Consider the following 24,151-nt stretch of genomic DNA (forward strand, 5'->3'; position numbering starts at 1 on the left):
AGATGAGTTATTGTATCCGTATAAAATTATAGACGCGGACTAATTAGTGGGTTACTTTTTTTGGGGATAAAAAAATAATAGGAATGATACTGTGCTCAGGTTATATCGTAAGCCAAGTAAGGGGTTAATAGGAGTAGATATTAGTTCGACTTCTGTTAAGGTATTGGAACTTTCTGTTAAAAACAATCGGTATTGGGTGGAGAGCTATGCACTAGTCCCATTACCAGAAGGAAGTGTGGTCGAAAAAAATATATTGAATCCAGAAGCAGTTGGTGATGCCCTTGAGCGTGCGGTAAATTTGGCCAATGTTCAATCGACAGACGTAGCACTGGCAGTTCCGACGTCCATGGTGATTACTAAAATCATTGAAATGGATGCCGATATGAACGATGACGAACGTGAAATTCAGATTCGTGATGATGCTGAGCAATATATTCCATTCCCATTAGATGAAGCGAGTTTGGACTTTGAAGTCCTTCCAGACCGTTTAGCCAATCCTAATCGTGTCAATGTACTCCTCGTTGCAACCCGCATTGAAAATGTAGAAGCGCGTGCCGAAGCATTGGAGTTGGGTGGTTTAACGCCTAAGATTGCCGATGTTGAAAGTTTTGCCATTGAAAATGCATTCAAAGTCTTTTCAGATACGCTTCCAATGGGTGTAAACACCGTTGGGATTCTGGACATCGGTCATACCATGACGACCTTATCTGTCATGCAGAATAATAAAGTCATTTATACCCGTGAACAGGTGTTCGGTGGTAAACAACTGACTCAAGAAATTCAAAACCGTTATGGTTTGTCTTTTGAAGAAGCTGGACGTGCCAAAAAAAGCCGTACCTTGCCTGACGACTATGATATTGAAGTACTTGAACCTTTTCTTGAAGCTGTGGTGCAACAAGCAGCACGTTCTTTGCAGTTCTTTTTTTCGTCCTCTCAATTCAATGAGATCGACCATATTTTATTGGCAGGGGGGAATGCCAATATTCCAGGACTGGCGAAGTTATTACAACAAAAATTAGGTTATCGGGTCACCATTGCCAACCCATTTTTACAAATGGGCTTTTCTCCACAAATCGACATTAAAAAAATTGAAAATGATGCTTCATCACTCATGGTGGCATGTGGATTGGCATTGAGGAGTTTTGATTAATGGCAAAAATAAACCTACTCCCTTGGCGTGATGCGTTAAGAGAGAAACGAAAAAAAGAATTTATTGCCTATTGTATTGGGGCTGCATTAGTTGGGGTTTTAGCTGTTGCTTTGGCTTGGTTCTTTTACAGTCAAAAACTGGAAGATCAAGAACAGGCCAATCAGTTGGTGATGAGTACCAATCAAAACTTAGATGTTCAATTAAAGTCATTGGAAGGTCTGCAAGAGCAGCGCAATGCGATTGTAGAACGGATGAAGTTGATCCAAGGTTTGCAAGGTCAACGTCCTGTGGCTGTTCGTTTGGTCGATGAAATGGTGCGTGTCACACCAACTAATATGTATATTACTAAGTTTGTGCGTACAGGCGATAAATTTACCATTGAAGGGAAAGCGGAAAGCCCGAATACAGTTGCGGAATTCTTACGTAATTTAGAAGCATCGGCGTGGTATCGCAATGCCTTTATGAATTCATTCTTGGTTGCTGAAGAGAAAAAAGATAAAGCACCAAGTTCCATTGTGCCTCGTGTTGAAGAAACCTATGGCACCTTTGTGGTCACGGCAGATTTAGATGAGATTGCACAGCCAGTAGCACCTGATGCGACGACACCTGAAGCCGCAAGTACAGTTAATAATTCAACAGCGGGGGCAGCACAATGAGTCGCGATGAATTTGAAGAATTAACATCAGAAAACCATGCTGTAACCAAGAAGAAAATGACGGTTGATAAGTTTTTTCAACAGTTTAATACCTTAGATCCAAACAATTACGGCAGTTGGCCTTTTTCAGTCAAATTGACTTGTTGGATCTTTATCATTTTAGTGATTGGGGCATTGGGCTATTTTGTCGTGATTAAGCCTAAGCTTGATGCGATTTCAAATGCACATGCACAAGAGCAAAATTTACTGAATGAGTTTCGTGAAAAAGATTCAAAATTACGTAACTTGCAGCAATATCAAGCGCAATTGCAAGAAATGGAAGCCAATTTCAATCAGCAGTTAGAGCAGTTGCCGAAAGAAACTGAAATTCCTGGCTTGGTTGAAGATATCAACGTGAGCGGCGTAAATTCTGGATTAAAGTTTAAAAATATTCGTTTAGAGCCAGAAATTCGCCAAGAGTTCTTTATCGAACAGCCGATTTCCATTGAAGCGACGGGTGATTATCATTCTTTTGGTTCATTTGTCAGTGGAATTGCAGCTTTGCCACGTATTGTGACCTTGCATGACTTCGATATCTCAGCATCAAGTAACAATGAGAAAAAGACGGATATTCCGCAAATTTCATACAGTGTAAAGGCTAAAACTTACCGTTATGTCGGGGCGACGGCTACAACGGATGTTGATGTAAAAGATACAAAAAATGATAAGAAAGCCGATGCGGGAGGTGCCAAGTAATGAAACATCAAAACCTCTTACTTAGTCTCTGCGTAGGACTATTCCTTGTCGGTTGTGATTCACGTATTGATGCGGTCAATATGCAAATGGCTGAAATTCGCAATCAGCCACCGCTACCGATTGAGCCAGCGCCAGATTTCCCACCTGTACCGACCTTTAATTATGCTGCGCACCAATTAAAGAGCCCGTTTATGCCAAGCTCGTTAGCGGCTGAACTGAAGATTATGGCTGGAAAGCGTGTCTATCCAAACCTATCGCGCCAATTACAACCCTTGGAAAGTTATGCGATTGAATCGCTTAACATGAAAGGCAGCATGCGCGGACAAAATGGACAAATTTTGGCGTTGATTCAAACACCAGATGGTGAAATTGAACGCGTGCAGCGTGGTAGTTATTTGGGGATGAATCATGGTCGTGTGATTAATATCACCGCTACACAAATTGATTTGATTGAAATTATTCCGGATGGGCGTGAGGGCTATGTCGAGCGCCCGAGAAGCCTAGTATTAATTGGGCCGGCGCCTTAAAAAAGGAAAAGGAATAAAAATGAAAAATAGTGCTAAAGATTTTATATTTGGGGATGGCAATACGATGAACCATATGTTCCGTCAGTTTTCAATGGGTGCAATTGCAATGGCGGTGATGCAGGCTGCAAGTGCGCAAGTCAGTATTACGAATATTGTGCCGATGCAAATTCCGGGACAGGGAACAGAAATTCGTGTCATGTTCAACGGTTTGCCACCACAGCCGCAAGCCTATCAGTTGGAACAGCCATCACGTTTGGTTTTGGATTTTGATAAAGCACAGCAGAGCTTAAAACAAGGCAGTATTGCGGTGGCAACGGCTGAAGCCAGTACAGTAGATGTAACTTCAGATGCGCAGCGTTCACGTTTAACTGTAAATTTGGCTGATGCCGGTGCATTTACTACACGTGTTGAAGGTAATACCTTTATTCTGAAAATTAACTCAGCGAACCCAACGCTAGCAACACCTGTTGCTGCGGCGCGTTCAGAGCAAGGCATTTCAAATATTGGATTCCAACGCGGTTCAGATGGTGAAGGCCAAGTTGTGATTGATTTAAAAGGTAGCAATACCCCTGTCGATGTGAAACAGCAAGGCAGTAAAATTGTGGTGCGCGTTTTGGGGAATAAAATTCCTGCCCACTTATCACGCCGTCTAAATGTGAATGATTTCGCCACGCCTGTATCGACCATCGATGCACAAAACGATGGCAGTAACGGCCTGATCACAATTCAATCGAATGGCAGTTTTGAATATATGGCTTATCAGGCAGAAGATAAGCTCACGATTAGTTTAAAGCGTCCTGAAGATAAAAACCCAATGAAGCCTAAAGCACCAAGTGCTTATACAGGAAAAAAGATTTCTTTAGATTTTCAAGATATTGAAGTGCGACGTGTATTACAGCTCTTGGCTGATTTTACAGGCATTAACATGGTGGCTTCTGACACAGTACAAGGCAATATTACCTTGCGCCTTAAAGATGTTCCGTGGGATCAGGCGCTTGATATTATTATGAAAACCAAGAATTTGGATAAGCGTCGTAATGGCAATGTGATTTGGATTGCACCTGTTGCTGAGCTGATCAAATCTGAGGAAGATGAAGCCAAAGCTATCGCGCAAAGTATTAAGCTTTCACCAATACAAACCGATTACATTCAATTGAGTTATGCAAAATCGGCAGATGTACTGAAGTTGTTGGAGGACTCTCGAGATAGTAAAGGGAGTGAGTCTAACCGTACAGCAGGTTCAGAGTCATTGGCCTTGGAAAGTTTATTGAGTGCTCGTGGTAGTGCTGTTTCAGATTCGCGTACCAATACGCTAATTATTAATGATACACAGCAAAATATTGACAAGATTCGTCGCATGATTGACTTGCTTGATGTGGCGGTGAAACAAGTGATGGTTGAAGCTCGTATTGTAACGGCGTCAACAGATTTTTCTCGCGAATTGGGGATTAAGTGGAGCGCGAAGAAGCTGGGCAGTAGCCCAGTATGGGGCGGAGATTTTCAGCCCAGTTTTGATTTGGGTGTGGATTTAGCGACTTCTACAGCGGGAACATTTAACTTTGGTTTATTGAAAATTTCAGACTATATGCTAAACCTTGAGTTAACGGCCCTGCAAGCAGATGGTCATGGTGAAGTCTTGTCGGCGCCTAAAGTACTTACTGGTGATAAACAGAAAGCCTATATCTTGCGTGGTACAGAGATTCCTTATCAAACTTGGAGTGCGACAGAAGGCTTAAAAACCGAGTTCCGTGCGGCTAACTTAAAGTTAGAAGTGACTCCAAGCATTACCCCAGATGGTAAAGTTCAAATGGCGCTCATGGTTGAGAAAGATTCGATTGGTGATATCACCAATGATGGTATTGCAATTGACACCAGTGAATTACAAACTAATGTCTTAGTTGATGATGGTGAGACTGTTGTATTGGGTGGTATTTTTGATGATGTGAAACGTAATGACTATCAAAAAGTACCATTCTTAGGTGATTTACCCGTAGTTGGTAATTTATTTAAGAATAATACCAAAACTACCATGCAAACTGAGTTGCTGATTTTTGTGACACCACGAATTGTTAATGACAGTGTTTCAAGAAATCATTAATATATTTTCAATTTGAACAAATCTAAAAGGTGACTCCTTGCCAAGCAAAGAGTTTGAAACCCTACCAAATATTTATTTGGTAGGGCCTATGGGGGCTGGAAAAACAACGGTAGGACGACATTTAGCTGAACTGTTAGGTCGTGAGTTTCTTGATAGCGATCATGAAATTGAGCGTAAAACAGGGGCAACGATTCCATGGATCTTTGAAAAAGAGGGTGAACTTGGGTTTCGTAGTCGTGAAACGGTTGTAATCGATGAGTTAACCTCTCGACCCAACTTGGTCTTGGCCACAGGTGGTGGGGCGGTGACTCAGGCTCCAAATCGCGCATTCCTAAAACAGCGAGGTATCGTTGTTTATCTTTATACTCCTGTAGAGATTCAACTACAGCGAACCTATCGTGATAAAAATCGCCCACTGCTTCAAGTGGAGAATCCTGAACAAAAGTTAACTGACTTACTCTGCGTTCGAGATCCTTTATATCGTGAAGTTGCCCATTATATTATCGAGACCAATCAAGGGGCTGCACGAGATCTTGCGCAGCGTATCTTAAACTTGATTCTTGTAAAGTAGTTTTGATTCAGTTTTGAAGTGATTTGATCCATGCAAACCTTATATGTTGAACTTGGCGAACGCCGTTACCCGATCTTTATTGGCAGTGATTTAGATCCGAAAGCTTTACTTGAGCCGTATATTCAAGGGCGCCAAGTGATGATTGTGAGTAATGAAACGGTTGCGCCTTTGTATTTAGCGCGTTACGTGGCAGCAATTGAAGCTTTGGGAAAAACAGTTGCAACGTGTATTTTGCCCGATGGTGAAAAATATAAGAATATTGAGCACCTCAACCTGATTTTTGATGCATTGTTAGCGTCAGGCTTCAACCGTGATTGTACAGTTTTAGCTCTAGGTGGCGGTGTGATTGGTGATATGGCGGGCTTTGCTTCGGCATGCTTCCAGCGCGGAGTCTATTTTATTCAGGTGCCAACGACACTTCTTTCACAGGTTGATTCGAGTGTCGGTGGTAAAACAGGGATTAATCATCCGCTGGGTAAAAACATGATCGGGGCATTTCAACAACCGCAAGTGGTCTTGGCGGATATGTCTCAACTTAAAACGCTGCCACCACGTGAGTTATCAGCAGGTTTGGCAGAAGTGATTAAGTACGCACTCTTGGGAGATGCTGACTTTCTCACTTGGTTGGAACAATATATAGATGATTTGGTCCAGGGTGATGAAGCTGCACTGGCTGAAGCTGTGTATCGTTCTTGTGCCCATAAAGCGCGTATTGTTGCCAATGATGAAAAAGAACAAGGCGAGCGTGCCCTATTGAATCTTGGGCATACTTTTGGACATGCGATTGAATCTTATTTAGGCTATGGTGAATGGCTCCATGGTGAAGCTGTGGCAACAGGTATGGTGATGGCAGCAGATCTATCGCAGCGTATGGGATGGATTAGTGCAGAAGATTTGGTACGTACAAAAAATATCATTCAACGCGCGAATTTACCGATAGTATGTCCGCAGATTCCTCTCGATGACTTTTTGGCATATATGGCTCATGATAAAAAAGTCTTGAACGGGCAATTGCGTTTGGTTTTGATGCAAGCGGTAGGACAGGCCATCATTACCAAAACATTTGATGTAGAATTGATGAAACAGGCGATTTTAGCTAACCAAGAGCAGGCATAACTTTATTATGGCAACAACCCTTCGAACCCAGTGGCAGACAAAGCAAAATTATATTTGGCTTGCATTCGGAGGGGTATGCTTGTTTGGCGCTTTAGTCTTTTGGGCGATTACGGATCAAGAGGCTGTGGTTGAAGTTGAAAAAAAAGCTGAATCCGAAGTTGAGTTGCAAATTCAGCCAGAAAAAGTCGCAACAACCGCCCATTTAGGCTCATTTATTGATGAAGTAAAACCTTTGGATATGACGACACGTGTGGTGGCCATTGCACAACATGAAGCTGAATTCCGCGGGACTAAATTTATTCAGGAAAATAAAAAGAACAGTACAATTGAACTGTTTAGGGTTTCAGAAGAAGCGATTATTAAGCGTTTTTTGCAGAGGCAATCTGATCGTCAAGCGTTTAGTTACTTAAGACTGACAGGTGAAAACCAAATTGAGCAATATGTGCTGATCTATGGTGTATATAAAAATGCCAATGAGGCGCAAAAGGCATTGGCGGATTTAAAACTGACGTTGCCGAAGTCGGTGCAACCCAAAGTTGAAAAAATTGAAAGCTATGCAGACTATGTCAATGATCTTGGTTCTGACGAACTTGGACTTAGCAATAAGCTTTATGCTGTGCAGTTGAAACCAGCCGCTGTCCCCGTGATTGATGAAGCCACTCTTGCTGCGCGTCAACAAGCGGCACGTGCGGCAGTCGCACAAAATAAACAATCGACCACATCGACAACGGTTACTCGTCGTGATGCAGATGGAAATGTGGTTGATGTGCAAAAGTCACAAACGACCGTAGAGAATGCGCCACAAAATAAAACAAATGAACCTGAAGTGACCGACCCATTTAATTAAAATTGGTTCATTATGGCGCATCAAAAAATGTAAATTTCATATACGCACAAATATAGTGCAATAAATTGATTGTCTTCGAACTAATTTTTTACGTAAAAAACACAAACCTAATAAAACTAAAGCGCTTAACACACAAAATAAATAATTGGCATAAAACTTGCTTTAATGGTGCATGAATTGAGTTGATGTCACTGTTTTGGCGCAAAAAAGATTCGATTTATGAGCGAAATAGTAGCGGCCAAGTGCCTTAAAAAAGTGCGTGACTGCTGCATACATTTTTTCAATTAAGACATGCATAAAGACGAAAATCAGTCTATCTTGGGTGTGAAGAAAAAATGCTGTACTTCAATCAGAATCTGAATATGAGTCAATTGAACGAATCGGCAAGAAGTAATTAGATTGTTAGACGCCCGACAGGGCCTGTAGAAAGAAGGGTACGCTATGCACATGCCATCGCCTAATACTGTAGCTCCCGCTCAAGGTTTATACCAACCGGATGAGTTTAAAGATAACTGTGGTTTTGGTTTAATCGCCCATATGCAGGGTGATGCAAGCCATGATCTTGTCAAGACTGCTATGCACAGTCTGAGCTGTATGACCCACCGCGGTGGTATTGCTGCAGATGGTAAGACAGGGGATGGTTGCGGTTTACTCTTAGCAATGCCAAAACAGTTTTTCCGTGAAGAAGCGAAAAAACTCAGTGATATTACACTCAGTGAAGTTTTTGCTGTCGGCACGGTGTTCTTAAGCCTCGATCCAGCAATTGCAGCACATGCAAAACAAATTCTAACTAAAGAAATTGAATCTGAAGGCTGTCGAGTATTGGCGTGGCGTGTGATTCCGACCAATAACGATGCTTTAGGTTCGATTGCGATGCAGTCACTTCCTGCATTTGAGCAAATTATTGTGAACTGCCCAATGGGAGTGTCTGAAGTTGAGTTTAACCGTAAACTCTTCTTGGCACGTCGTCGTGCAGAACAGCAGCTTAGCAATGACTCATCATTTTATGTAACCACATTATGTTCAACAGTGATTAGCTATAAAGGCTTGATGATGCCTGAATCGATTGCTGATTTTTACACAGACTTGGCAGATCCACGTCTTGAGTCACATATTGTGGTGTTCCACCAACGTTTCTCGACCAATACTTTGCCGCGTTGGCCTTTGGCTCAGCCATTCCGCTATCTTGCGCACAATGGCGAAATTAATACCATTACTGCGAACCGTAACTGGGCGATGGCGCGTACGCCAAAGTTTGAAAACCCATTATTGCCTGGTTTAACTGAGCTCAACCCAATCGTGAACCGTACTGGCTCGGATTCTTCAAGCTTAGATAACATGCTTGAAATTCTTGTGGGCGGCGGTATGGACTTGTTCCGTGCATTGCGTATGTTGGTTCCGCCAGCATGGCAGAACGTGGAGACTTTAGATGCAGATTTGCGCGCATTCTATGAGTTTAACTCGAAGCATATGGAAGCGTGGGATGGTCCTGCTGGTCTCGTGATTCAAGATGGTCGTCATGCAATTTGTATGTTGGACCGTAATGGTTTACGTCCAGCGCGTTGGGTAATTACCAAAAATGGTTACATCACATTGGCGTCTGAAATTGGTGTATGGGGCTACGAGCCTGAAGACGTGATTTCTAAAGGTCGTGTTGGTCCAGGTCAAATTCTAGTGATCGATACCTTCACAGGTAAAATGCTCGACACTAAAGATGTCAGCACGCATTTGAAAAAAATGCGTCCTTACCGTGAATGGTTACGTGAAAACTCGGTTCGTGTACAAGGTAGTCCAGAGCTTGAAGAATATTTATGTGATCAAGGCTTAAAAGGCGACGACCTTAAAGCATCACAAAAAATGTTTATGGTGACCTTTGAAGAGCGTGACCAATTGCTTCGTCCAATCGCTGAAAGTGGTCAGGAAGCAGTGGGTTCAATGGGTGATGATACGCCAATGGCGGTTTTGTCTCGCCAAGTACGTCATGTGTCGGATTACTTCCGTCAACAGTTTGCTCAGGTCACTAACCCACCAATCGACCCATTACGTGAATCGATTGTAATGTCATTGGAAACGTGTTTAGGCCGTGAGCAAAACGTTTTTGAACAAAGCCCTGAGCATGCAGATCGTTTGATTATTTCAAGCCCAGTGTTGTCAAATTCGAAAATGCATCAAATCCGTACGCTGGGTCGCAAGGGTTATGAAATTGCAGATATCGATTTAAATTATGCGGAAGATGAAGGTTTAGAAGCTGCAATTGCGCGTATCTGTGAAGAAGCAGCGCAAGCGATTCGCGACGGCAAAACCTTATTGGTGTTGTCTGACAAGAAAATCCGCCAAGGTTTTTTGCCTGCCAATGCATTGATGGCAACTGGTGCTGTACATCACTATTTAATTAATGTTGGTTTACGTACTGATGCCAACATTATTGTTGAAACAGCATTGGCACGTGATCCGCATCAATTTGCAGTTATTCTAGGCTTTGGTGCGACAGCAATTTATCCTTATCTTGCTTATGACGTGATCAATGACTTGGTTGCCAAAGGTGAGCTATTGGGTGACCCAATCCAAGCGCAAGTGAATTTCCGTAAAGGCATTGAAAAAGGCTTGTTAAAAGTCCTTTCAAAAATGGGGATTTCTACGGTTGCCTCTTACCGTGGTGGTCAGTTGTTTGAAGCGGTGGGTCTGTCTGAAGAAGTGGTTTCAAAATGCTTCACGGGTGTACCGAGCCGTATCAAAGGTGCAACCTTTGTTGACCTTGAAAATGACCAAAAGAAATTGGCTGATACCGCATGGAAAACACGTAAACCAATTGATCAAGGTGGTTTGCTGAAATTTGTCTTCGACAAGGAGTACCATGCATTCAACCCAGACGTGATCAATGCTTTGCATAAATCAGTGCGTTCTGGTCAATATGCAGACTTTAAAGAATATGCTGAGCTGGTGAATAACCGTCCAGTGGCAACAATTCGTGACCTATTAAAGTTAAAAACAAATAACTCGATTGCTCTAGATCAAGTGGAGTCTGTAGAAGCGATTTTACCGCGCTTTGACTCTGCTGGCATGTCTTTAGGTGCATTGTCTCCTGAAGCGCATGAGGCGATTGCGATTGCGATGAACACCATTGGTGGCCGTTCAAACTCTGGTGAGGGCGGTGAAGATCCAGCGCGTTATGGCACCATTCGTAACTCGAAAATCAAACAGATTGCATCAGGTCGTTTTGGTGTAACACCTGCGTATTTAACCTCTGCTGAAGTCTTGCAGATTAAAGTAGCGCAAGGGGCTAAACCGGGTGAAGGTGGTCAATTACCAGGTGGTAAAGTGAATGGCTTAATTGCACGTTTACGTTATTCAGTACCGGGTGTGACCTTAATTTCTCCTCCACCGCACCATGATATTTATTCAATTGAAGATTTATCACAATTGATCTTTGACTTAAAACAAGTCAATCCTCAAGCGATGGTTTCAGTGAAACTGGTGTCTGAGCCGGGTGTAGGCACCATTGCTGCAGGTGTGGCAAAAGCCTATGCTGACTTCATTACCATTTCAGGTTATGACGGTGGTACAGCAGCATCGCCATTGTCTTCAATTCACCATGCAGGTTCGCCTTGGGAGTTGGGTCTTTCTGAAGCGCATCAAGCACTTCGTGTCAATGACCTGCGCGGTAAAGTTCGTGTTCAAACCGACGGTGGTTTGAAAACCGGTCTAGATGTGGTGAAGGCAGCTATTTTAGGTGCAGAAAGCTTTGGCTTTGGTTCTACACCAATGATTGCTTTAGGTTGTAAATACCTGCGTATTTGTCACCTGAATAACTGTGCAACGGGTGTTGCAACTCAACAAGATCATTTACGCCAAGAACATTATATTGGCGAGCCACAAATGCTCATCAACTTCTTCACCTTCATTGCTGAAGAAACACGTGAGTGGTTGGCAGCGTTGGGTGTTTCAAGCCTCAAAGACTTGATTGGTCGTACAGATTTGCTTGAAATGCTTCCAGGTGAAACTGAAAAACATGCACACCTTGATTTGAGCGCATTACTGGAGTCACATCCTTCTGCGCAAGGTAAGGCGCAGTACTGTGAAGTTGAAGGTAATGCACCGTTTGATAAAGGCTTGCTTGCTGAGAAAATGGTTGCTGAAATGCTACCAGCAATTGAAGCTGGGACCACTGGTGAATATCACTTCACCATTGGTAACTGTGACCGTTCAATTGGTGCTCGTATTTCTGGTGAGATTGCGCGTCGTTATGGCAACCTCAGCATGGAAGCGCATCCAGTGAAGATGAACTTGATGGGGACTGCGGGTCAATCCCTCGGTGTTTGGAATGCGGGTGGTTTGCACATTCGATTAGAAGGTGATGCGAACGACTACGTGGGTAAAGGCATGGCAGGTGGTCGTGTGTCGATCTTCCCGCCAAAAGGTTCGCCTTTCCAAACGCAAGAAACGGCAATCATTGGTAACACTTGTTTATACGGTGCAACGGGCGGTAAATTGTTCGCGGCAGGTACAGCAGGTGAGCGTTTTGCAGTACGTAACTCGGGTGCTTTCGCTGTAATTGAGGGTGCAGGCGATCACTGCTGTGAATATATGACGGGTGGTATTGTGACTGTGCTTGGTAAAGTGGGGCACAACTTCGGTGCAGGTATGACAGGCGGTTTTGCTTACGTTCTTGACCTTGATAATGACTTCGTTGATCATTACAACCACGAGCTGATTGAGCTGAATCGTATTTCGACTGAATCGATGGAAGAACATAAAGAGTTCTTAAGCCGTATCTTAGATGAACACATTGCTGAGACTGGTAGTGCTTGGGCGTACAAGATCCGTAACGAGTTTGATTTCTACAGTCGTAAATTCTGGTTGGTGAAACCGAAAGCTGCCAACTTACAGACTTTGTTGAAAACCACTCAAGCTGATCCACAATAATTCCACTACTGCTGATACATAGGCAGGTGCAGACGATAGATAAACGGGCTGCACCTACCCACGGAGAGAGACATGGCAGAGCGCCTAAACAATGACTTTCAATTTCTGGATGTAGCACGCCAAGATCCAGAGAAAAAAGAGATTCAGGTCCGCAAAGCAGAGTTTGTGGAAATTTATAAACCTTTTACAGCGGAAGTGGCAGCAAATCAGACCCACCGTTGTTTAGGGTGTGGTAACCCATATTGTGAATGGAAATGTCCAGTACATAACTACATTCCAAACTGGTTAAAGTTGATTGCTGAGGGTCGTATTTTCCAAGCAGCAGAGCTGTGTCACCAAACCAACACGCTACCAGAAGTATGTGGTCGTGTTTGTCCGCAAGACCGTTTATGTGAAGGGGCTTGTACCTTAAACGATGGTTTTGGTGCAGTGACCATTGGTAACGCTGAAAAATATATCAATGACACTGCGTTTGCACTGGGCTGGCGTCCAGATATGTCTTCAGTAAAGTGGACAGATAAAAAAGTCGCGATCATTGGTGCAGGCCCTGCGGGTCTAGGCTGTGCTGATATTTTGGTGCGTAGCGGGGTTAAACCTGTTGTATTCGACAAACGCCCTGAAATTGGTGGTCTACTGACCTTTGGTATTCCAGAATTTAAAATGGAAAAAGATGTGATGAAGCGTCGCCGTGAAATTTTCACAGGCATGGGCGTGGAATTCCGTTTAAATACTGAAATTGGGACAGATGTCACCATCGATCAACTGCTTGCAGAATACGATGCGGTGTTTATGGGTATGGGTACTTATACCTATATGAAAGGCGGCTTTGCAGGTGAAGACCTTAATGGTGTCTATGATGCATTGGATTTCTTGATTGCCAATGTCAACCGTACTCAAGGTTGGGAAAAAGACCCAAGTGAGTACATCAGTGTTGAAGGTAAAAAAGTGATTGTTCTTGGCGGTGGTGACACAGCAATGGACTGTAACCGTACCTCTATTCGTCAGGGTGCAGAAGTTGTAAGCTGTGCATACCGTCGTGACGAAGAAAACATGCCAGGTTCACGTCGTGAAGTGCAAAATGCCAAAGAAGAAGGTGTGAACTTCTTGTTTAACCGTCAACCGATTGAAATTGTCGGTGAAAATGGCAAAGTTACGGGCGTGAAAGTGGTTACAACTCAGCTTGGCGAGCCTGATAGCCGTGGTCGTCGCAGTCCAGAACCAATTCCGGATTCAGAAGAAATTTTACCTGCAGATGCCGTGTTATTGGCATTTGGTTTCCGTACCAGCCCTGCGGATTGGTTTACAAATGTGAATATTAATCTTGATGGTTCAGGTCGTGTGGTTGCAGCTGAACAGCAAACCTATAAATTCCAAACCTCAAATCCGAAAATCTTTGCGGGTGGTGATATGGTTCGTGGTTCAGACCTTGTTGTCACAGCGATTTGGGAAGGCCGTCAAGCGGCTGAAGGTATTTTGGATTATTTAGATATTTAATCTAAATCGTTCAACACAAAAACCCGCTTCGGCGGGTTTTTTATTGATCACTGTTTGCCTGAGATGATATGAAAGAGGTGAATCGGGATAAATCGAAAAAGATCTGGTTGTAAGTTCTGTAAAAATGGACGAATTTGCAAACGCACTAAGCATTTTTGCCATATGTGAATCGCCTCTAAATTCAGATACTGAAGATCGCTCGGTTAAATGCTAGGAAATGGACATGACTCAAGTGACGACAGAAAAACTATATCAACATCGTCCAAAAGCTCAGGGTATTACGATTCGACGTTTGCAATTTAACCCCAAAGCCATTCACCGGCATTATTTTGCTAATTCACCGGTCATGTCGCATTTGCTAACGGCATTGTCTTCTACTTTTCCCATCGGTGAGCAGTTCTTTGTGCATAGCGTGCGCAATGTACGTGACCAAGTGAAGGATGAAAATCTGCAAGTGCAGATTGCTGCATTTATTGGTCAAGAGGCGATGCATTCTCAAGCACACACGGCATTTAATGCGGCATGGCGCCGTGATGATTATAATCTCGACCGTTTTCAGGCGTGGTTGGCGCGTAAAGATGATTATGTGAAAAATCTGCATCCTAAAATTCAGCTCGCAATCACCTGCGCTTTTGAGCATTTTACGGCACTGCTAGGCGGCTATATTTTAAGGCATCCTGAGGTATTGAGTACCTTGGATGATGATGCGGTTAAACTCTGGGTGTGGCATGCCATTGAAGAAATTGAGCATCGCGCAGTTGCATTTGATGTTTATCAAGATGTTTATGGTGATGACAAGATTCGTCGTTTAATCATGCGCAGTGTAACAACAGGTTTTGCCAGTTTGACTTTCTATTCGGCCAGCCGTTTATTTTTACAAGACCGCAAAAAGAGTATGCCGAAGTTGGGTGGGAATCTCTTTGGGTTGTATTTACTGGCGAAGATGTTTGTGCAATTGCTGCCTGAATATCTGTCTTACTACAAAACCAACTTTCATCCCTCAGATATTGATTACACCCAGTTGTTGAAATACTGGAAAACTCGTTTGGCAGAAGACTATCAACTAGACGGTTTTCAGCAGGAATTACATGCGGTTGTGTAGTTTAAGTATAAAAAATGAGCAATAAAGACCGAGTCAAAATCACTCGGTTTTTTCACTTTTAGATGCTTTAACTAAAAGCAACAAAAGGATAATCAAATGTGTTTACAATCAAGTTATTGCAATAAATACAAAAGAAAGAGGATAGCTGAATGAATTTTATGAAAAAAACTGCTGTCGTTGTTGCCCTTGCGAGCACGTTAACACTATCGGGCTGTGGTTATAATACCTTGCAGGTCAAAGATGAGGCAGTTACAGCTGCTTGGTCAGAAGTACAAAACCAATATCAGCGCCGCGCAGATTTGGTGCCGAACTTGGTTAATGTGGTGAAGGGGTATGCTAAACATGAAGAGCAAGTCCTAACCGAAGTTACACAGGCTCGTGCCAATGTCGCGGGTTTAAAAGTCGATAAAGAAGTATTAGAAGACCCTGCATTATTCCAAAAATATCAAGAAGCGCAGGCGCAAATGACCGGTGCATTGTCACGTTTAATTGCGGTCTCAGAAAACTATCCAGATTTAAAAGCCAATGAACAGTTCCGTGATTTACAGGTTCAACTCGAAGGTACCGAAAACCGTATTGCGGTAGCGCGTAATCGCTACATTAGTACAGTACAAGACTTTAACTCCTATGCACGTCAGTTCCCACAAGTCATGACTGCGAAGGTGATTGGGATGGACACCAAACCAAACTTTAGTGCAGAGCAAAGTGCGCAAAAGGCGCCAACGGTGTCATTTAACTAGCTGTGACTTAAAGTAATCGTAACCATAGGGTAAATGAATGATAGGCCAGCAGCAGTTCTTACAGTTTTCGTATAAATGGGTGCTTGCATTCATTTTATCAGGACTGCTGTGTCTAAGTTCTTTAACATGGGCAGAGGTTGCGACTGCAACAGATGGTGCTGCGGAAACAATCGTTGCTGGAAAAATTATTCAAGGTCAGCAAGCAGCGAGTTCTAATAAGGTAAGCTCTACCAATACTGATGCCGTGCCACAACCACCCATTGCCAATGATATGGCAGAAGGTGAATCGATACGGGCGTTACCGACCTTAAATGAACCCGTGATCGATCAAGCACATATTTTAAGTGCTGAAGATAAGCAAGCCATTGGCCAAAAAATTCGTGCCTTGCATAACACAGGAAAAGCCCAAATAGGCGTAGTGATTGTACCCACCACAGGTCAAGAGGATATTTTTGGTTTTTCCATGCGTATTGCAGACCAATGGCAGCTCGGTTCAGCAAAGCAGGACAACGGTTTGCTGATAGCAATTTCCGTTAATGACCGGCGTATGCAGATTCTTACGGGTTATGGTTTGGAAGGCGTCATCCCTGACATTATTGCGAACCGTATTATTAACCAACAAATCGCACCGTATTTTAAACAAGCTCAATATGCCCAAGGGATCAATGCAGGGCTTGCTGAAATTGAACGGATTTTAAATCTTGATCCTGAAGTTGCAGCTCAAGCAGCGCAGGAGTTACAAGAACGCCAAGACCAAGCCATTCGCGAGCAGGAAGCCAAAAGTAAAACTTTTAGTATGGCTTTATTTATCTTAATTGCTGGTGTAATTGGCTCATTTGTGGTGGGCAAGCGTTTAAGTGCTTCGACGGCTGCAGTTGCAGGAACCGTTGCAGGCTTGGTCAATGGAGCTGGTTTAATCACCAGCTTACTGATTGGTGGTGGGATTTTCTTTTTACTCATCACGACCTTAGCCCAAACGATTTTTCAGCTCTTTCTCTCTTCTGGCGGCGGAGGTGGGCGCGGAGGTCGTGGCGGTGGTGGTTTTGGTGGGGGTGGATATAGTGGCGGGGGCGGCGGCTTCGGCGGTGGAGGAGCATCAGGGTCATGGTAACAACAACTGAAACGACGGAAATCGTCACTAAACCAAAGCTAGATGACGTTGTGCAACCCAGTTTTAAACGTTGGCTAAAGCATTTATTACATATGCCAGCGAGTAAACGCTTTTTTAATCAGCAAGATCAATATGCGATTGAGCAAGCGGTATTTGCTGCTGAACATGGGCACATTGGGGAAATTCAGGTAGTAATCGAAGGACACATGCCTGCACGAGAAGCCTATTACTTAGATACTCGTGGACGTGCGAAACAACTTTTTGCTGAGCTGGGTGTGTGGGATACCGAGCTGAATAGCGGTATTTTACTTTACTTAAATTTGTGTGAACGCAAAGTCGAGATTGTGATTGACCGTGGGATACAGCAAGCCACCACACAGGAGGTATGGAATGAGGTCTGTCAGAGTATTATTAAAAAAATGGCACAGCAGCAGTATCGGCAGGCTTTAGTCGATGGCGTAACTCAAATTGGGGCTATTTTGAATCAATTCTATGCCAATAAAATAGAAGACAAAGCTGATGAATTGAGCAATTCGCCAATTATGTTGAACTAGAAAGAAGTAAACTGACAATATTTGTCAGTTTTTTACATAAAAACACAATGCTCAAAAATAAATTTTTAAATAGTGAAATAAAGTGCTGTTTTTTATTTGAAAATAAATATAATAAAAGTTGGCATAATACATGCTAATTACAAAGTAGCTTAGAAAGCTTATAAAAAATTAACAAAACATTTGTGGAGAATGTTATGAAATCAGTTCAAAAGGGTTTTACCCTTATCGAGCTCATGATCGTTGTTGCAATTATTGGTATTTTGGCTGCAATTGCGATTCCTGCGTATCAAAACTACACAGTTCGTTCAAAGGTTACAGAAATGTTAAGTGCTGCTGCCAGTGCTAAAGCGGCTGTGACAGAAGGTTATTCAAGCAATGGTATGACTGGTGTAAGAACGGCTTCTACAACACTTGCTGCAGAACAAGCGGCAGGTACTGTTGCTTCGAAGTATGTGTCTAGTGTGGCAATTGCACCAACAACGGGTATTATTACAGTAACATCAGCACTGACAGCAGACGCTTTAGCCTCAGGTTTACCAACTGATGCGCAAGGAGCAACTATTTTATTCACACCATTTATTAATAAAGTAGCATTAGCCACTTCAACTGTTGGTGGAACGATTGACTGGGCATGTTCTTCTGCTACACGTTCAAGTGCTACAGCTAGAGGATTAGTTACTCGTCCAGGTACTATGCCAGCCAAATATGTTCCTTCTGAATGTAAATAATTTGATTTAAAGTTAGAAAGCGCATCTTTTTAGGTGCGTTTTTATTCGTAAAGGTTCTTGATTTTCATTATTGGAAGAATGAATGTCTAAACGTATTAAATTCTTTTTTTCTCATTTAACTGTTTCCTTATTTATTACCTTAATAGTATTTAGTTTAGTTTTTTTACTTTGGTATCCCGCACCATTGGCAAAAGCTGTGGGTGTGACTCATATCTTTTTAATGATGTTAGTGATTGATGGTATTATTGGACCAATGCTGGGACTGTTAGTATATAAAGAAGATAAAAAGACACTTAAATTTGACTTAAGTGTGATTATTCTGATTCAGATTGTGGCACTTTATTATGGTATTTATAGTATTGCTCAAGGTCGCCCTGTATGGCTAATTTACTCGTTTGATCGTATAGAGCTTGTTCGTAACAATGATATACAACAACAGCTTAATGTTAAACCTGAATATCAATATCCGACGTGGACAGGTCCTAAATATGCAGGTGTTCTAATTTCAAAGGATATAAAACAAAAGCAAAGTGATATGTTTAATGCTGTTTTTGGTCTAACCTTAGCAAAACAACCTGATCGTTATGTAGATTTTCAGCAAGTTCAACAAGATATTCAAAGATATGCTTTAGATTTAAAGCAATTGAATCAATTTAATAATAAACAAGATCTAAATGATATTTTAAACAAATATCCCGATGCAGATGCTTTTATTCCTCTAAAGGCAAATGCTGTTGACATGACAGTTTTAATCAACAAAGAGAAAGGTGAAGTGGTTAAAATCGTAGACCTTCGCCCTTGGAAGTAAACCTAAACAATAAAAAAACCTGCATGATGCAGGTTTTAAAATCGATGAAAACGTTTTAAATTTGACTCTGAATATAATTCTCTACACCGACGGTTTCAACCAAATCTAGTTGTGTAGTTGTCCAATCTAACCACTCTTCTTCTTTTTTTAAAATCTCTTGAACAAGATCTCGAGTGACATAGTCCAGTTGTTCTTCAGCGAGCTTGACAGCGGTTTGAATGGATTCAATGTTCTCTTTAACTTTACGGACATCACAGTTTAGGACTTCAACAGTATGTTGACCGATGTAGAGTTTACCCAAGTGTTGTAGATTTGGTAGACCTTCTAAAAAAAGAATACGTTCAATGATTTTGTCAGCATGCTTCATTTGGCAAATCGATTCTTTATATTCGGCAGAACCGAGTTGCTCAATCCCCCAGTCATTAAACATACGAGAGTGTAGGAAATTTTGGTTAATGGCAGTTAAATGATGATAAAGCACCTGATTTAGCTGATTAATTACATCACGATTGCCCTTCATGAGAAAGCTCCATTCAAACTGCGGCTTAAAAATAATATCAATAACTTATGAGAAATATCTTAAACAACAAAGTGGATTTTGGCGAGTAATTTATAGAACAGCAAATGAAAATCGCAATCAAAAGCATGCGGGGTGGAAATCTTATTTTTAGATATTTAAAAAGAAAACCCGCCTAGAGTCATAAGCGGGGGAGGAACTACTCACAAAGAGTAAGTTTATAATTATGGTTATTCTAAAAAATGAATCAAATACCTAGGCAGCAATGGCTAAGCGTGAGGCAATGGCAGAGACTTCAGCGCTGATGATTGAGCGCGCTTCCGGTGCACAGCGACCACAGCATGTTCCGAGATCCAGCATCTCGCGAACTTCGCGATAACTGCCCGCACCATTTTCAACAGCGTCTTTAATATCTTGATCTGTAATACCACGGCATAAGCACACGTACATTTCAGCAAGCCACATGAAAGAAATAAGATAAGTGATATTATTGATAATTGTTATCGTTTGTCAATAAAAATCATTTGAAATCTCATTTGTCTTTATTGAGATTTTGGATAAAAAAAAGCCACTCAATCGGTGGCTTTTTCTTAAAAAATATAACTTATTGATTAATAATCACAATACCATCCATTTCCACCAATGCATTTTTGGGGAGGCTAGCCACACCGAGTGCAGCGCGTGCAGGGTAAGGTTGTGCAAAATATTCACCCATAATCTGGTTGACCAGCTGGAAGTTTGAAAGATCGGTCAAGAAAATATTCAGCTTCGCGATATCAGCCAGTGTTCCACCAGCCGCTTCACATACAGCTTTTAAATTATCAAATACACGGCGAATTTGTGCTTCAATGCCTTCAACCAACTCCATACTGTATGGGTCTAAACCGATCTGACCAGAAAGGTAAAGTGTATTGCCGACTAAGATTGCTTGCGAATAAGTGCCGATCGCAGCAGGGGCATTTTCAGTATGAATTACTTGGCGGGACATCGTGTTCTCCTATTATATTCACCATCAATCATAGCCTAGATTGGCATTAAAAGGTGTGGATTTAAACAATTAACTCGCAATCGATGTTTCCGCAATGCTCACTGGTTGAGCCAATCGACTGATACGCGGGAAGCCAAAATGCATGCGTAGATCGCGAATAATTTTTGCGATTTGCTTGCGGTTGTGTACCACAACATTGACATAAGTCTTGTCATCTTGATTACGCACCATTTCGACCCCGATTTTTTCTTTACGGCATTGATAAATCAGGTCGGAAATTTGTTCGTCATCCATCGCCATGTTAATCAATAAATATGCAGAGAAACTAATTTCTTCTTCATTTTCATTAGTCCACTGCAACGGCATGATGTTTTCAGGGTGTAGATGTTGTTCATGCAGCAGATTGTGGCAACGCGCACGATGCACAATAAGTCCGCGGCGTGATAAATGTCCTTGAATTGGGTCACCCAACACGGGGTTACAGCAATGTGCGTATTTGACATCGACACCTTCAGTACCTTGAATGAGCCGGTCAGATTCCTGTGCACTTTGATCATGCGCAAACAAATGATTCGCGACCAACTGCGGCAGTAAATCGCCCACGGCAATTTGCTCAAAGAGTTGGTCTTTACTTTCGATATGTCGCCATTGTAAAAGTTCTAACCAATCTGATTCGGTTAAATCTTTAATGGATACATTGAATAGCTTTAAAGCGCGATTTAAAGCTTGTTGTCCAACGAGGCGTTGTTCTTCGATATCTTGCTCACGCAAAATATTTTGCAAAGCACGACGGGCTTTTTGCGTGTTGACGAAGCTGAGCCAATCCGGGTTTGGGGTGGCCAAGACATCAGTAATAATTTCAATCACCTGACCACTGTGCAATGGCGTAGAAAGTGGTTTAGTTTCCCCATTGATTTTCGCACCTACCGCATGGTTCCCTAAAAATAAGCTAGCAGAGTAGGCAAAATCGACGACTGTTGCACCTTGTGGCAACTCGTGTAGGTGACCTTGTGGGGTATATACCCAAATTTTCTCTTGGTGTAAATAATCGAGTAATTCGCTAAAAGTGGTTTTGGCACAGGCACCATCAATCAAGACATTCAAGTTCTGCATCGAGGCTTGAATCGCAGAGCGGCAAGCTTGTGGAGCACTGTCGCCCAGTACTACACCAAAACGCGCCGCTTTACGCATCAGCTCGGTTTGAATGGTTACTGATAATGTTGTGTTTTCACCTTTTAAGCGTAGTAGCAGTGATTGGTTACCACCTGGGAGGGGTTTACGAATATGGTCTGCAAAGTGTAAAACTTGAAAACTCTCTCGCAACACATCGGCTAAGCGGTCACAGTCTGCAATGCTATTTAGAATAATTTCAAAGGCATGACTATGCGTGAGTTCATGTAGATCAATGTCATTTTTCACAAAGTGGCGTAACAGTTCGATATTATTATTTTTCTTTTTAATGCGACCTGAGATTTGGTGGGTTTTTAATAGCTCGGTAAGATTATTTTCCCATTTGCTTTGATATTCGCAGCGTTTGGGTTTGGTTTGGAGAAGGGCTTCTTGGACATTGTTATACATGTCGAGATCGAGGTTTTGATAACACAGATGTTCGAGGTTATCGCCCATCTCATTCATGCCAACAATACGTGCCATCGGGACAAAAATATCAAAGGTTTCTTGGGCAATACGCGCACGTTTGTCGGGACGTAGTGCATCCAAGGTAGTCATGTTGTGATAGCGGTCAGCCAGTTTAATAATAATGACACGTGGGTCTTGTAGTGTGGCTTGCAGAATTTTTCGGAAAGAAGCGGCTTTATTATATTCTTTATCGCTGGATTGGCTAAGTTTGGTGACGCCATCGACCAGTTCGGAAACGGTTTTGCCAAATTTTTCTGCAATGTCTTCTTTGCTAAAGTCTGTATCTTCAATCACATCATGTAAAAGTGCCGCCATCAAAGTTTCGGCATCTAAACGCATATGCGCTAAAATACAGCTGACCGCAATCGGGTGCAAAATATAGGGTTCGCCACTTTTACGGGTAATACCATCATGGGCAATATCCGCATAATCACAGGCCGCAAGCACTCGCTCGACGTCGCTTTCAGTTAAGTAAGCATCGATAATAGTTTTGAGCTGTTGTTTAGCTTGGCTGACCATTGGGCCTGGCATAAAACACCTTTAAGAAGTAGCAATTACAAGAAAATTTTACTGATCCTCTAATGAAAAGCATATTGCATGAGTTGTCAAATTTTTCATTGAGAGAAAAGCAAAAAAGATACACCTAAACCACGATGAATCCTATCTTCTAGTTATAACGTGTATTGCACAAATATAAAAGTTATCCAATAAAAAAGCCTAGTTAAAAACTAGGCTTTTAAGCGATAAATTTTTTCTTATTGGAAAGAAAAACCATCTAAATTCAAATTGTTTGCAGAAAGTGCAAGATCAAGACTCGAAGTTTGGTAGTCTTGCTCACGTTGTTTCAAAATATCTTTAGAAACATGACCGATTGCAATTTCACGTAATGCAACAACAGTCGGTTTGTCATTGTCCCACTCAACAGTAGGTTCAATGCCTTGACGTGCCAATTGACGCGCGCGTTTGCTTGCCACTAGTACAAGCTCAAAGCGGTTGTCTACATGGTCTAAACAATCTTCAACGGTTACGCGTGCCATAAGAGTTCTCGTTACAAAGGCTAAAATTAAACAGACTGTGCAGTATAAGGTGCTTTGTCTGTAGACTCAAGTTTTAATCACTTTTCAACAGGGGTGATCAGCTCAGAAATCATTTTCTGATGACGACTCGCTTGCTGTGTAATGACTAAACGATTGGCAATAATCACAGACTCAAGATCGTGCAAAGCTTTATTAAAGTCATCATTAATAATGACATAGTCGAAGTTAACATATTGTTGCATGTCTTCAACTGCACAGCCTAAACGACGCTCAATCACTTCAACCGAGTCTGTGCCACGGTTAGACAGACGTTGACGCAGATCAAACTGGCTTGGTGGTAAAATGAAAATTTGTTTAGAGTCAGGAAAAAGCTTACGCACTTGCTGTGCGCCTTGCCAGTCAATTTCTAATAGAACATCATGACCTTTCGCCAGTTGTTCTTTTACTGTAGCTTGAGCTGTACCGTAGTAATTACCAAAGACTTCGGCGTATTCAATAAAACCACCTTGTTCAACCAAGGCCAAAAATGAGTCTTTTTTGGTAAAATGGTAATGTACACCATCAAGTTCGCCGGGACGTTGCCCACGTGTAGTATGAGAAACAGAAACGTGAAGATTCGTTACACGGTCAAGGAGGGCTTTTACGAGGGATGTTTTGCCTGTTCCTGAAGCTGCAGAAACGACAAACAAGAGACCCGACATGATATTTTTCCTGATATGATAAAATATCTTCTCTATTTTAGAGCAGACAAGGTTTAAACGAAATAGCAAGGCGTCACTTTGTTTGCATTTATTTTATTAGTTTCCGCTGAT

General features: G+C 42.2%; 22 protein-coding genes. 16 read left to right on the forward strand and 6 right to left on the reverse strand.

The window, feature by feature from the left end; all coding sequences use genetic code 11:
• Nucleotides 1-91 precede the first annotated feature (91 nt).
• The 16 genes from AC5EUN_RS00730 to tfpZ all read left to right on the forward strand — a co-directional run bounded on the left by AC5EUN_RS00730 (nt 92) and on the right by tfpZ (nt 19,159).
• The gene (locus AC5EUN_RS00730) at nt 92-1,150 is read left to right on the forward strand and encodes a pilus assembly protein PilM (protein WP_004978085.1); all 1,059 of its coding nucleotides are present in this window, start codon (nt 92-94) and stop codon (nt 1,148-1,150) included.
• Nucleotides 1,150-1,806: a PilN domain-containing protein gene (locus AC5EUN_RS00735; protein ID WP_493352131.1), complete on the forward strand. Its 657-nt coding sequence runs from the start codon at nt 1,150-1,152 to the stop codon at nt 1,804-1,806. The genes AC5EUN_RS00730 and AC5EUN_RS00735 overlap by 1 nt, the downstream gene beginning before the upstream one ends.
• Nucleotides 1,803-2,540: a type IV pilus inner membrane component PilO gene (locus AC5EUN_RS00740; RefSeq protein ID WP_493352132.1), complete on the forward strand. Its 738-nt coding sequence runs from the start codon at nt 1,803-1,805 to the stop codon at nt 2,538-2,540. Before AC5EUN_RS00735 ends, AC5EUN_RS00740 begins: the two co-directional genes overlap by 4 nt.
• Nucleotides 2,540-3,067 (forward strand): pilus assembly protein PilP, encoded by a 528-nt coding sequence (locus tag AC5EUN_RS00745; RefSeq protein ID WP_004978081.1) that lies wholly within the window; start codon nt 2,540-2,542, stop codon nt 3,065-3,067. The genes AC5EUN_RS00740 and AC5EUN_RS00745 overlap by 1 nt, the downstream gene beginning before the upstream one ends.
• A gap of 19 nt (nt 3,068-3,086) precedes the next feature.
• Complete coding sequence (locus AC5EUN_RS00750; protein WP_493352133.1) at nt 3,087-5,165, forward strand: type IV pilus secretin PilQ; 2,079 nt, start codon at nt 3,087-3,089, stop codon at nt 5,163-5,165.
• Between the two features lie 37 nt (nt 5,166-5,202).
• Entirely contained in the window at nt 5,203-5,736 is a 534-nt protein-coding gene (gene aroK, locus AC5EUN_RS00755) for a shikimate kinase AroK (RefSeq protein WP_078425515.1), read from the forward strand.
• A gap of 30 nt (nt 5,737-5,766) precedes the next feature.
• Nucleotides 5,767-6,852: a 3-dehydroquinate synthase gene (gene aroB, locus AC5EUN_RS00760; RefSeq protein ID WP_493352134.1), complete on the forward strand. Its 1,086-nt coding sequence runs from the start codon at nt 5,767-5,769 to the stop codon at nt 6,850-6,852.
• A gap of 7 nt (nt 6,853-6,859) precedes the next feature.
• A complete protein-coding gene (locus tag AC5EUN_RS00765; RefSeq protein ID WP_493352135.1) occupies nt 6,860-7,699 on the forward strand; it encodes a hypothetical protein in 840 nt (279 codons plus the stop codon).
• A 447-nt stretch (nt 7,700-8,146) separates the two neighbouring features.
• Nucleotides 8,147-12,622, forward strand: a complete 4,476-nt coding sequence (gene gltB, locus AC5EUN_RS00770) for a glutamate synthase large subunit (RefSeq protein WP_493352136.1) — start codon at nt 8,147-8,149, stop codon at nt 12,620-12,622.
• A gap of 72 nt (nt 12,623-12,694) precedes the next feature.
• Entirely contained in the window at nt 12,695-14,116 is a 1,422-nt protein-coding gene (locus AC5EUN_RS00775; protein ID WP_490768175.1) for an FAD-dependent oxidoreductase, read from the forward strand.
• Nucleotides 14,117-14,339: 223 nt separating this feature from the next.
• Nucleotides 14,340-15,218, forward strand: a complete 879-nt coding sequence (locus AC5EUN_RS00780) for a metal-dependent hydrolase (RefSeq protein WP_493352137.1) — start codon at nt 14,340-14,342, stop codon at nt 15,216-15,218.
• A gap of 149 nt (nt 15,219-15,367) precedes the next feature.
• Nucleotides 15,368-15,958: a LemA family protein gene (locus AC5EUN_RS00785; protein WP_094148562.1), complete on the forward strand. Its 591-nt coding sequence runs from the start codon at nt 15,368-15,370 to the stop codon at nt 15,956-15,958.
• Nucleotides 15,959-15,995: 37 nt separating this feature from the next.
• Complete coding sequence (locus tag AC5EUN_RS00790) at nt 15,996-17,069, forward strand: TPM domain-containing protein (RefSeq protein WP_493352138.1); 1,074 nt, start codon at nt 15,996-15,998, stop codon at nt 17,067-17,069.
• A complete protein-coding gene (locus tag AC5EUN_RS00795) occupies nt 17,063-17,623 on the forward strand; it encodes a TPM domain-containing protein (RefSeq protein ID WP_493352139.1) in 561 nt (186 codons plus the stop codon). Before AC5EUN_RS00790 ends, AC5EUN_RS00795 begins: the two co-directional genes overlap by 7 nt.
• A 194-nt stretch (nt 17,624-17,817) precedes the next feature.
• Nucleotides 17,818-18,351: a pilin gene (locus AC5EUN_RS00800; protein WP_493352140.1), complete on the forward strand. Its 534-nt coding sequence runs from the start codon at nt 17,818-17,820 to the stop codon at nt 18,349-18,351.
• Nucleotides 18,352-18,433: 82 nt separating this feature from the next.
• Nucleotides 18,434-19,159, forward strand: coding sequence for a TfpX/TfpZ family type IV pilin accessory protein (gene tfpZ / locus AC5EUN_RS00805; protein ID WP_493352141.1), 726 nt, complete (start codon nt 18,434-18,436; stop codon nt 19,157-19,159).
• A 55-nt stretch (nt 19,160-19,214) separates the two neighbouring features.
• Here the strand turns inward: tfpZ and bfr are convergent, their stop codons facing one another.
• The 6 genes from bfr to gmk form a co-directional block, all read right to left on the reverse strand.
• Nucleotides 19,215-19,679 carry a heteropolymeric bacterioferritin subunit Bfr gene (gene bfr, locus AC5EUN_RS00810; protein WP_493352142.1) on the reverse strand — a complete coding sequence of 155 codons (465 nt, stop codon included), beginning with the start codon at nt 19,677-19,679 and terminating at the stop codon, nt 19,215-19,217.
• A 252-nt stretch (nt 19,680-19,931) separates the two neighbouring features.
• The gene (locus tag AC5EUN_RS00815) at nt 19,932-20,126 is read right to left on the reverse strand and encodes a bacterioferritin-associated ferredoxin (protein WP_010327639.1); all 195 of its coding nucleotides are present in this window, start codon (nt 20,124-20,126) and stop codon (nt 19,932-19,934) included.
• 154 nt (nt 20,127-20,280) lie between these two features.
• Nucleotides 20,281-20,664, reverse strand: coding sequence for a RidA family protein (locus tag AC5EUN_RS00820; RefSeq protein ID WP_004691470.1), 384 nt, complete (start codon nt 20,662-20,664; stop codon nt 20,281-20,283).
• 69 nt (nt 20,665-20,733) lie between these two features.
• Nucleotides 20,734-22,833: a RelA/SpoT family protein gene (locus AC5EUN_RS00825; RefSeq protein ID WP_493352143.1), complete on the reverse strand. Its 2,100-nt coding sequence runs from the start codon at nt 22,831-22,833 to the stop codon at nt 20,734-20,736.
• A 224-nt stretch (nt 22,834-23,057) separates the two neighbouring features.
• On the reverse strand, nt 23,058-23,339 hold the full coding sequence (rpoZ, locus tag AC5EUN_RS00830) for a DNA-directed RNA polymerase subunit omega (protein WP_004978050.1): 282 nt from the start codon (nt 23,337-23,339) through the stop codon (nt 23,058-23,060).
• A gap of 77 nt (nt 23,340-23,416) precedes the next feature.
• Nucleotides 23,417-24,040, reverse strand: a complete 624-nt coding sequence (gene gmk, locus AC5EUN_RS00835) for a guanylate kinase (protein ID WP_419282629.1) — start codon at nt 24,038-24,040, stop codon at nt 23,417-23,419.
• Nucleotides 24,041-24,151: the final 111 nt, after the last annotated feature.

It is taken from the genome of Acinetobacter sp. CAU_H_S170_2 (assembly GCF_058890445.1).

Excerpts from the sequence above, each read along its gene's own strand:
- bfr (WP_493352142.1), bottom strand. The coding sequence starts at position 19,679 with ATGAAGGGCAATCGTGATGTAATTAATCAGCTAAATCAGGTGCTTTAT.
- AC5EUN_RS00775 (WP_490768175.1), top strand. The coding sequence starts at position 12,695 with ATGGCAGAGCGCCTAAACAATGACTTTCAATTTCTGGATGTAGCACGC.
- AC5EUN_RS00790 (WP_493352138.1), top strand. The coding sequence starts at position 15,996 with ATGATAGGCCAGCAGCAGTTCTTACAGTTTTCGTATAAATGGGTGCTT.
- AC5EUN_RS00815 (WP_010327639.1), bottom strand. The coding sequence starts at position 20,126 with ATGTACGTGTGCTTATGCCGTGGTATTACAGATCAAGATATTAAAGAC.
- rpoZ (WP_004978050.1), bottom strand. The coding sequence starts at position 23,339 with ATGGCACGCGTAACCGTTGAAGATTGTTTAGACCATGTAGACAACCGC.
- AC5EUN_RS00745 (WP_004978081.1), top strand. The coding sequence starts at position 2,540 with ATGAAACATCAAAACCTCTTACTTAGTCTCTGCGTAGGACTATTCCTT.
- AC5EUN_RS00750 (WP_493352133.1), top strand. The coding sequence starts at position 3,087 with ATGAAAAATAGTGCTAAAGATTTTATATTTGGGGATGGCAATACGATG.
- tfpZ (WP_493352141.1), top strand. The coding sequence starts at position 18,434 with ATGTCTAAACGTATTAAATTCTTTTTTTCTCATTTAACTGTTTCCTTA.
- AC5EUN_RS00785 (WP_094148562.1), top strand. The coding sequence starts at position 15,368 with ATGAATTTTATGAAAAAAACTGCTGTCGTTGTTGCCCTTGCGAGCACG.
- AC5EUN_RS00735 (WP_493352131.1), top strand. The coding sequence starts at position 1,150 with ATGGCAAAAATAAACCTACTCCCTTGGCGTGATGCGTTAAGAGAGAAA.
- gmk (WP_419282629.1), bottom strand. The coding sequence starts at position 24,040 with ATGTCGGGTCTCTTGTTTGTCGTTTCTGCAGCTTCAGGAACAGGCAAA.
- aroB (WP_493352134.1), top strand. The coding sequence starts at position 5,767 with ATGCAAACCTTATATGTTGAACTTGGCGAACGCCGTTACCCGATCTTT.
- AC5EUN_RS00740 (WP_493352132.1), top strand. The coding sequence starts at position 1,803 with ATGAGTCGCGATGAATTTGAAGAATTAACATCAGAAAACCATGCTGTA.
- AC5EUN_RS00800 (WP_493352140.1), top strand. The coding sequence starts at position 17,818 with ATGAAATCAGTTCAAAAGGGTTTTACCCTTATCGAGCTCATGATCGTT.
- AC5EUN_RS00795 (WP_493352139.1), top strand. The coding sequence starts at position 17,063 with ATGGTAACAACAACTGAAACGACGGAAATCGTCACTAAACCAAAGCTA.
- gltB (WP_493352136.1), top strand. The coding sequence starts at position 8,147 with ATGCCATCGCCTAATACTGTAGCTCCCGCTCAAGGTTTATACCAACCG.
- AC5EUN_RS00780 (WP_493352137.1), top strand. The coding sequence starts at position 14,340 with ATGACTCAAGTGACGACAGAAAAACTATATCAACATCGTCCAAAAGCT.
- AC5EUN_RS00820 (WP_004691470.1), bottom strand. The coding sequence starts at position 20,664 with ATGTCCCGCCAAGTAATTCATACTGAAAATGCCCCTGCTGCGATCGGC.
- AC5EUN_RS00765 (WP_493352135.1), top strand. The coding sequence starts at position 6,860 with ATGGCAACAACCCTTCGAACCCAGTGGCAGACAAAGCAAAATTATATT.
- AC5EUN_RS00825 (WP_493352143.1), bottom strand. The coding sequence starts at position 22,833 with ATGCCAGGCCCAATGGTCAGCCAAGCTAAACAACAGCTCAAAACTATT.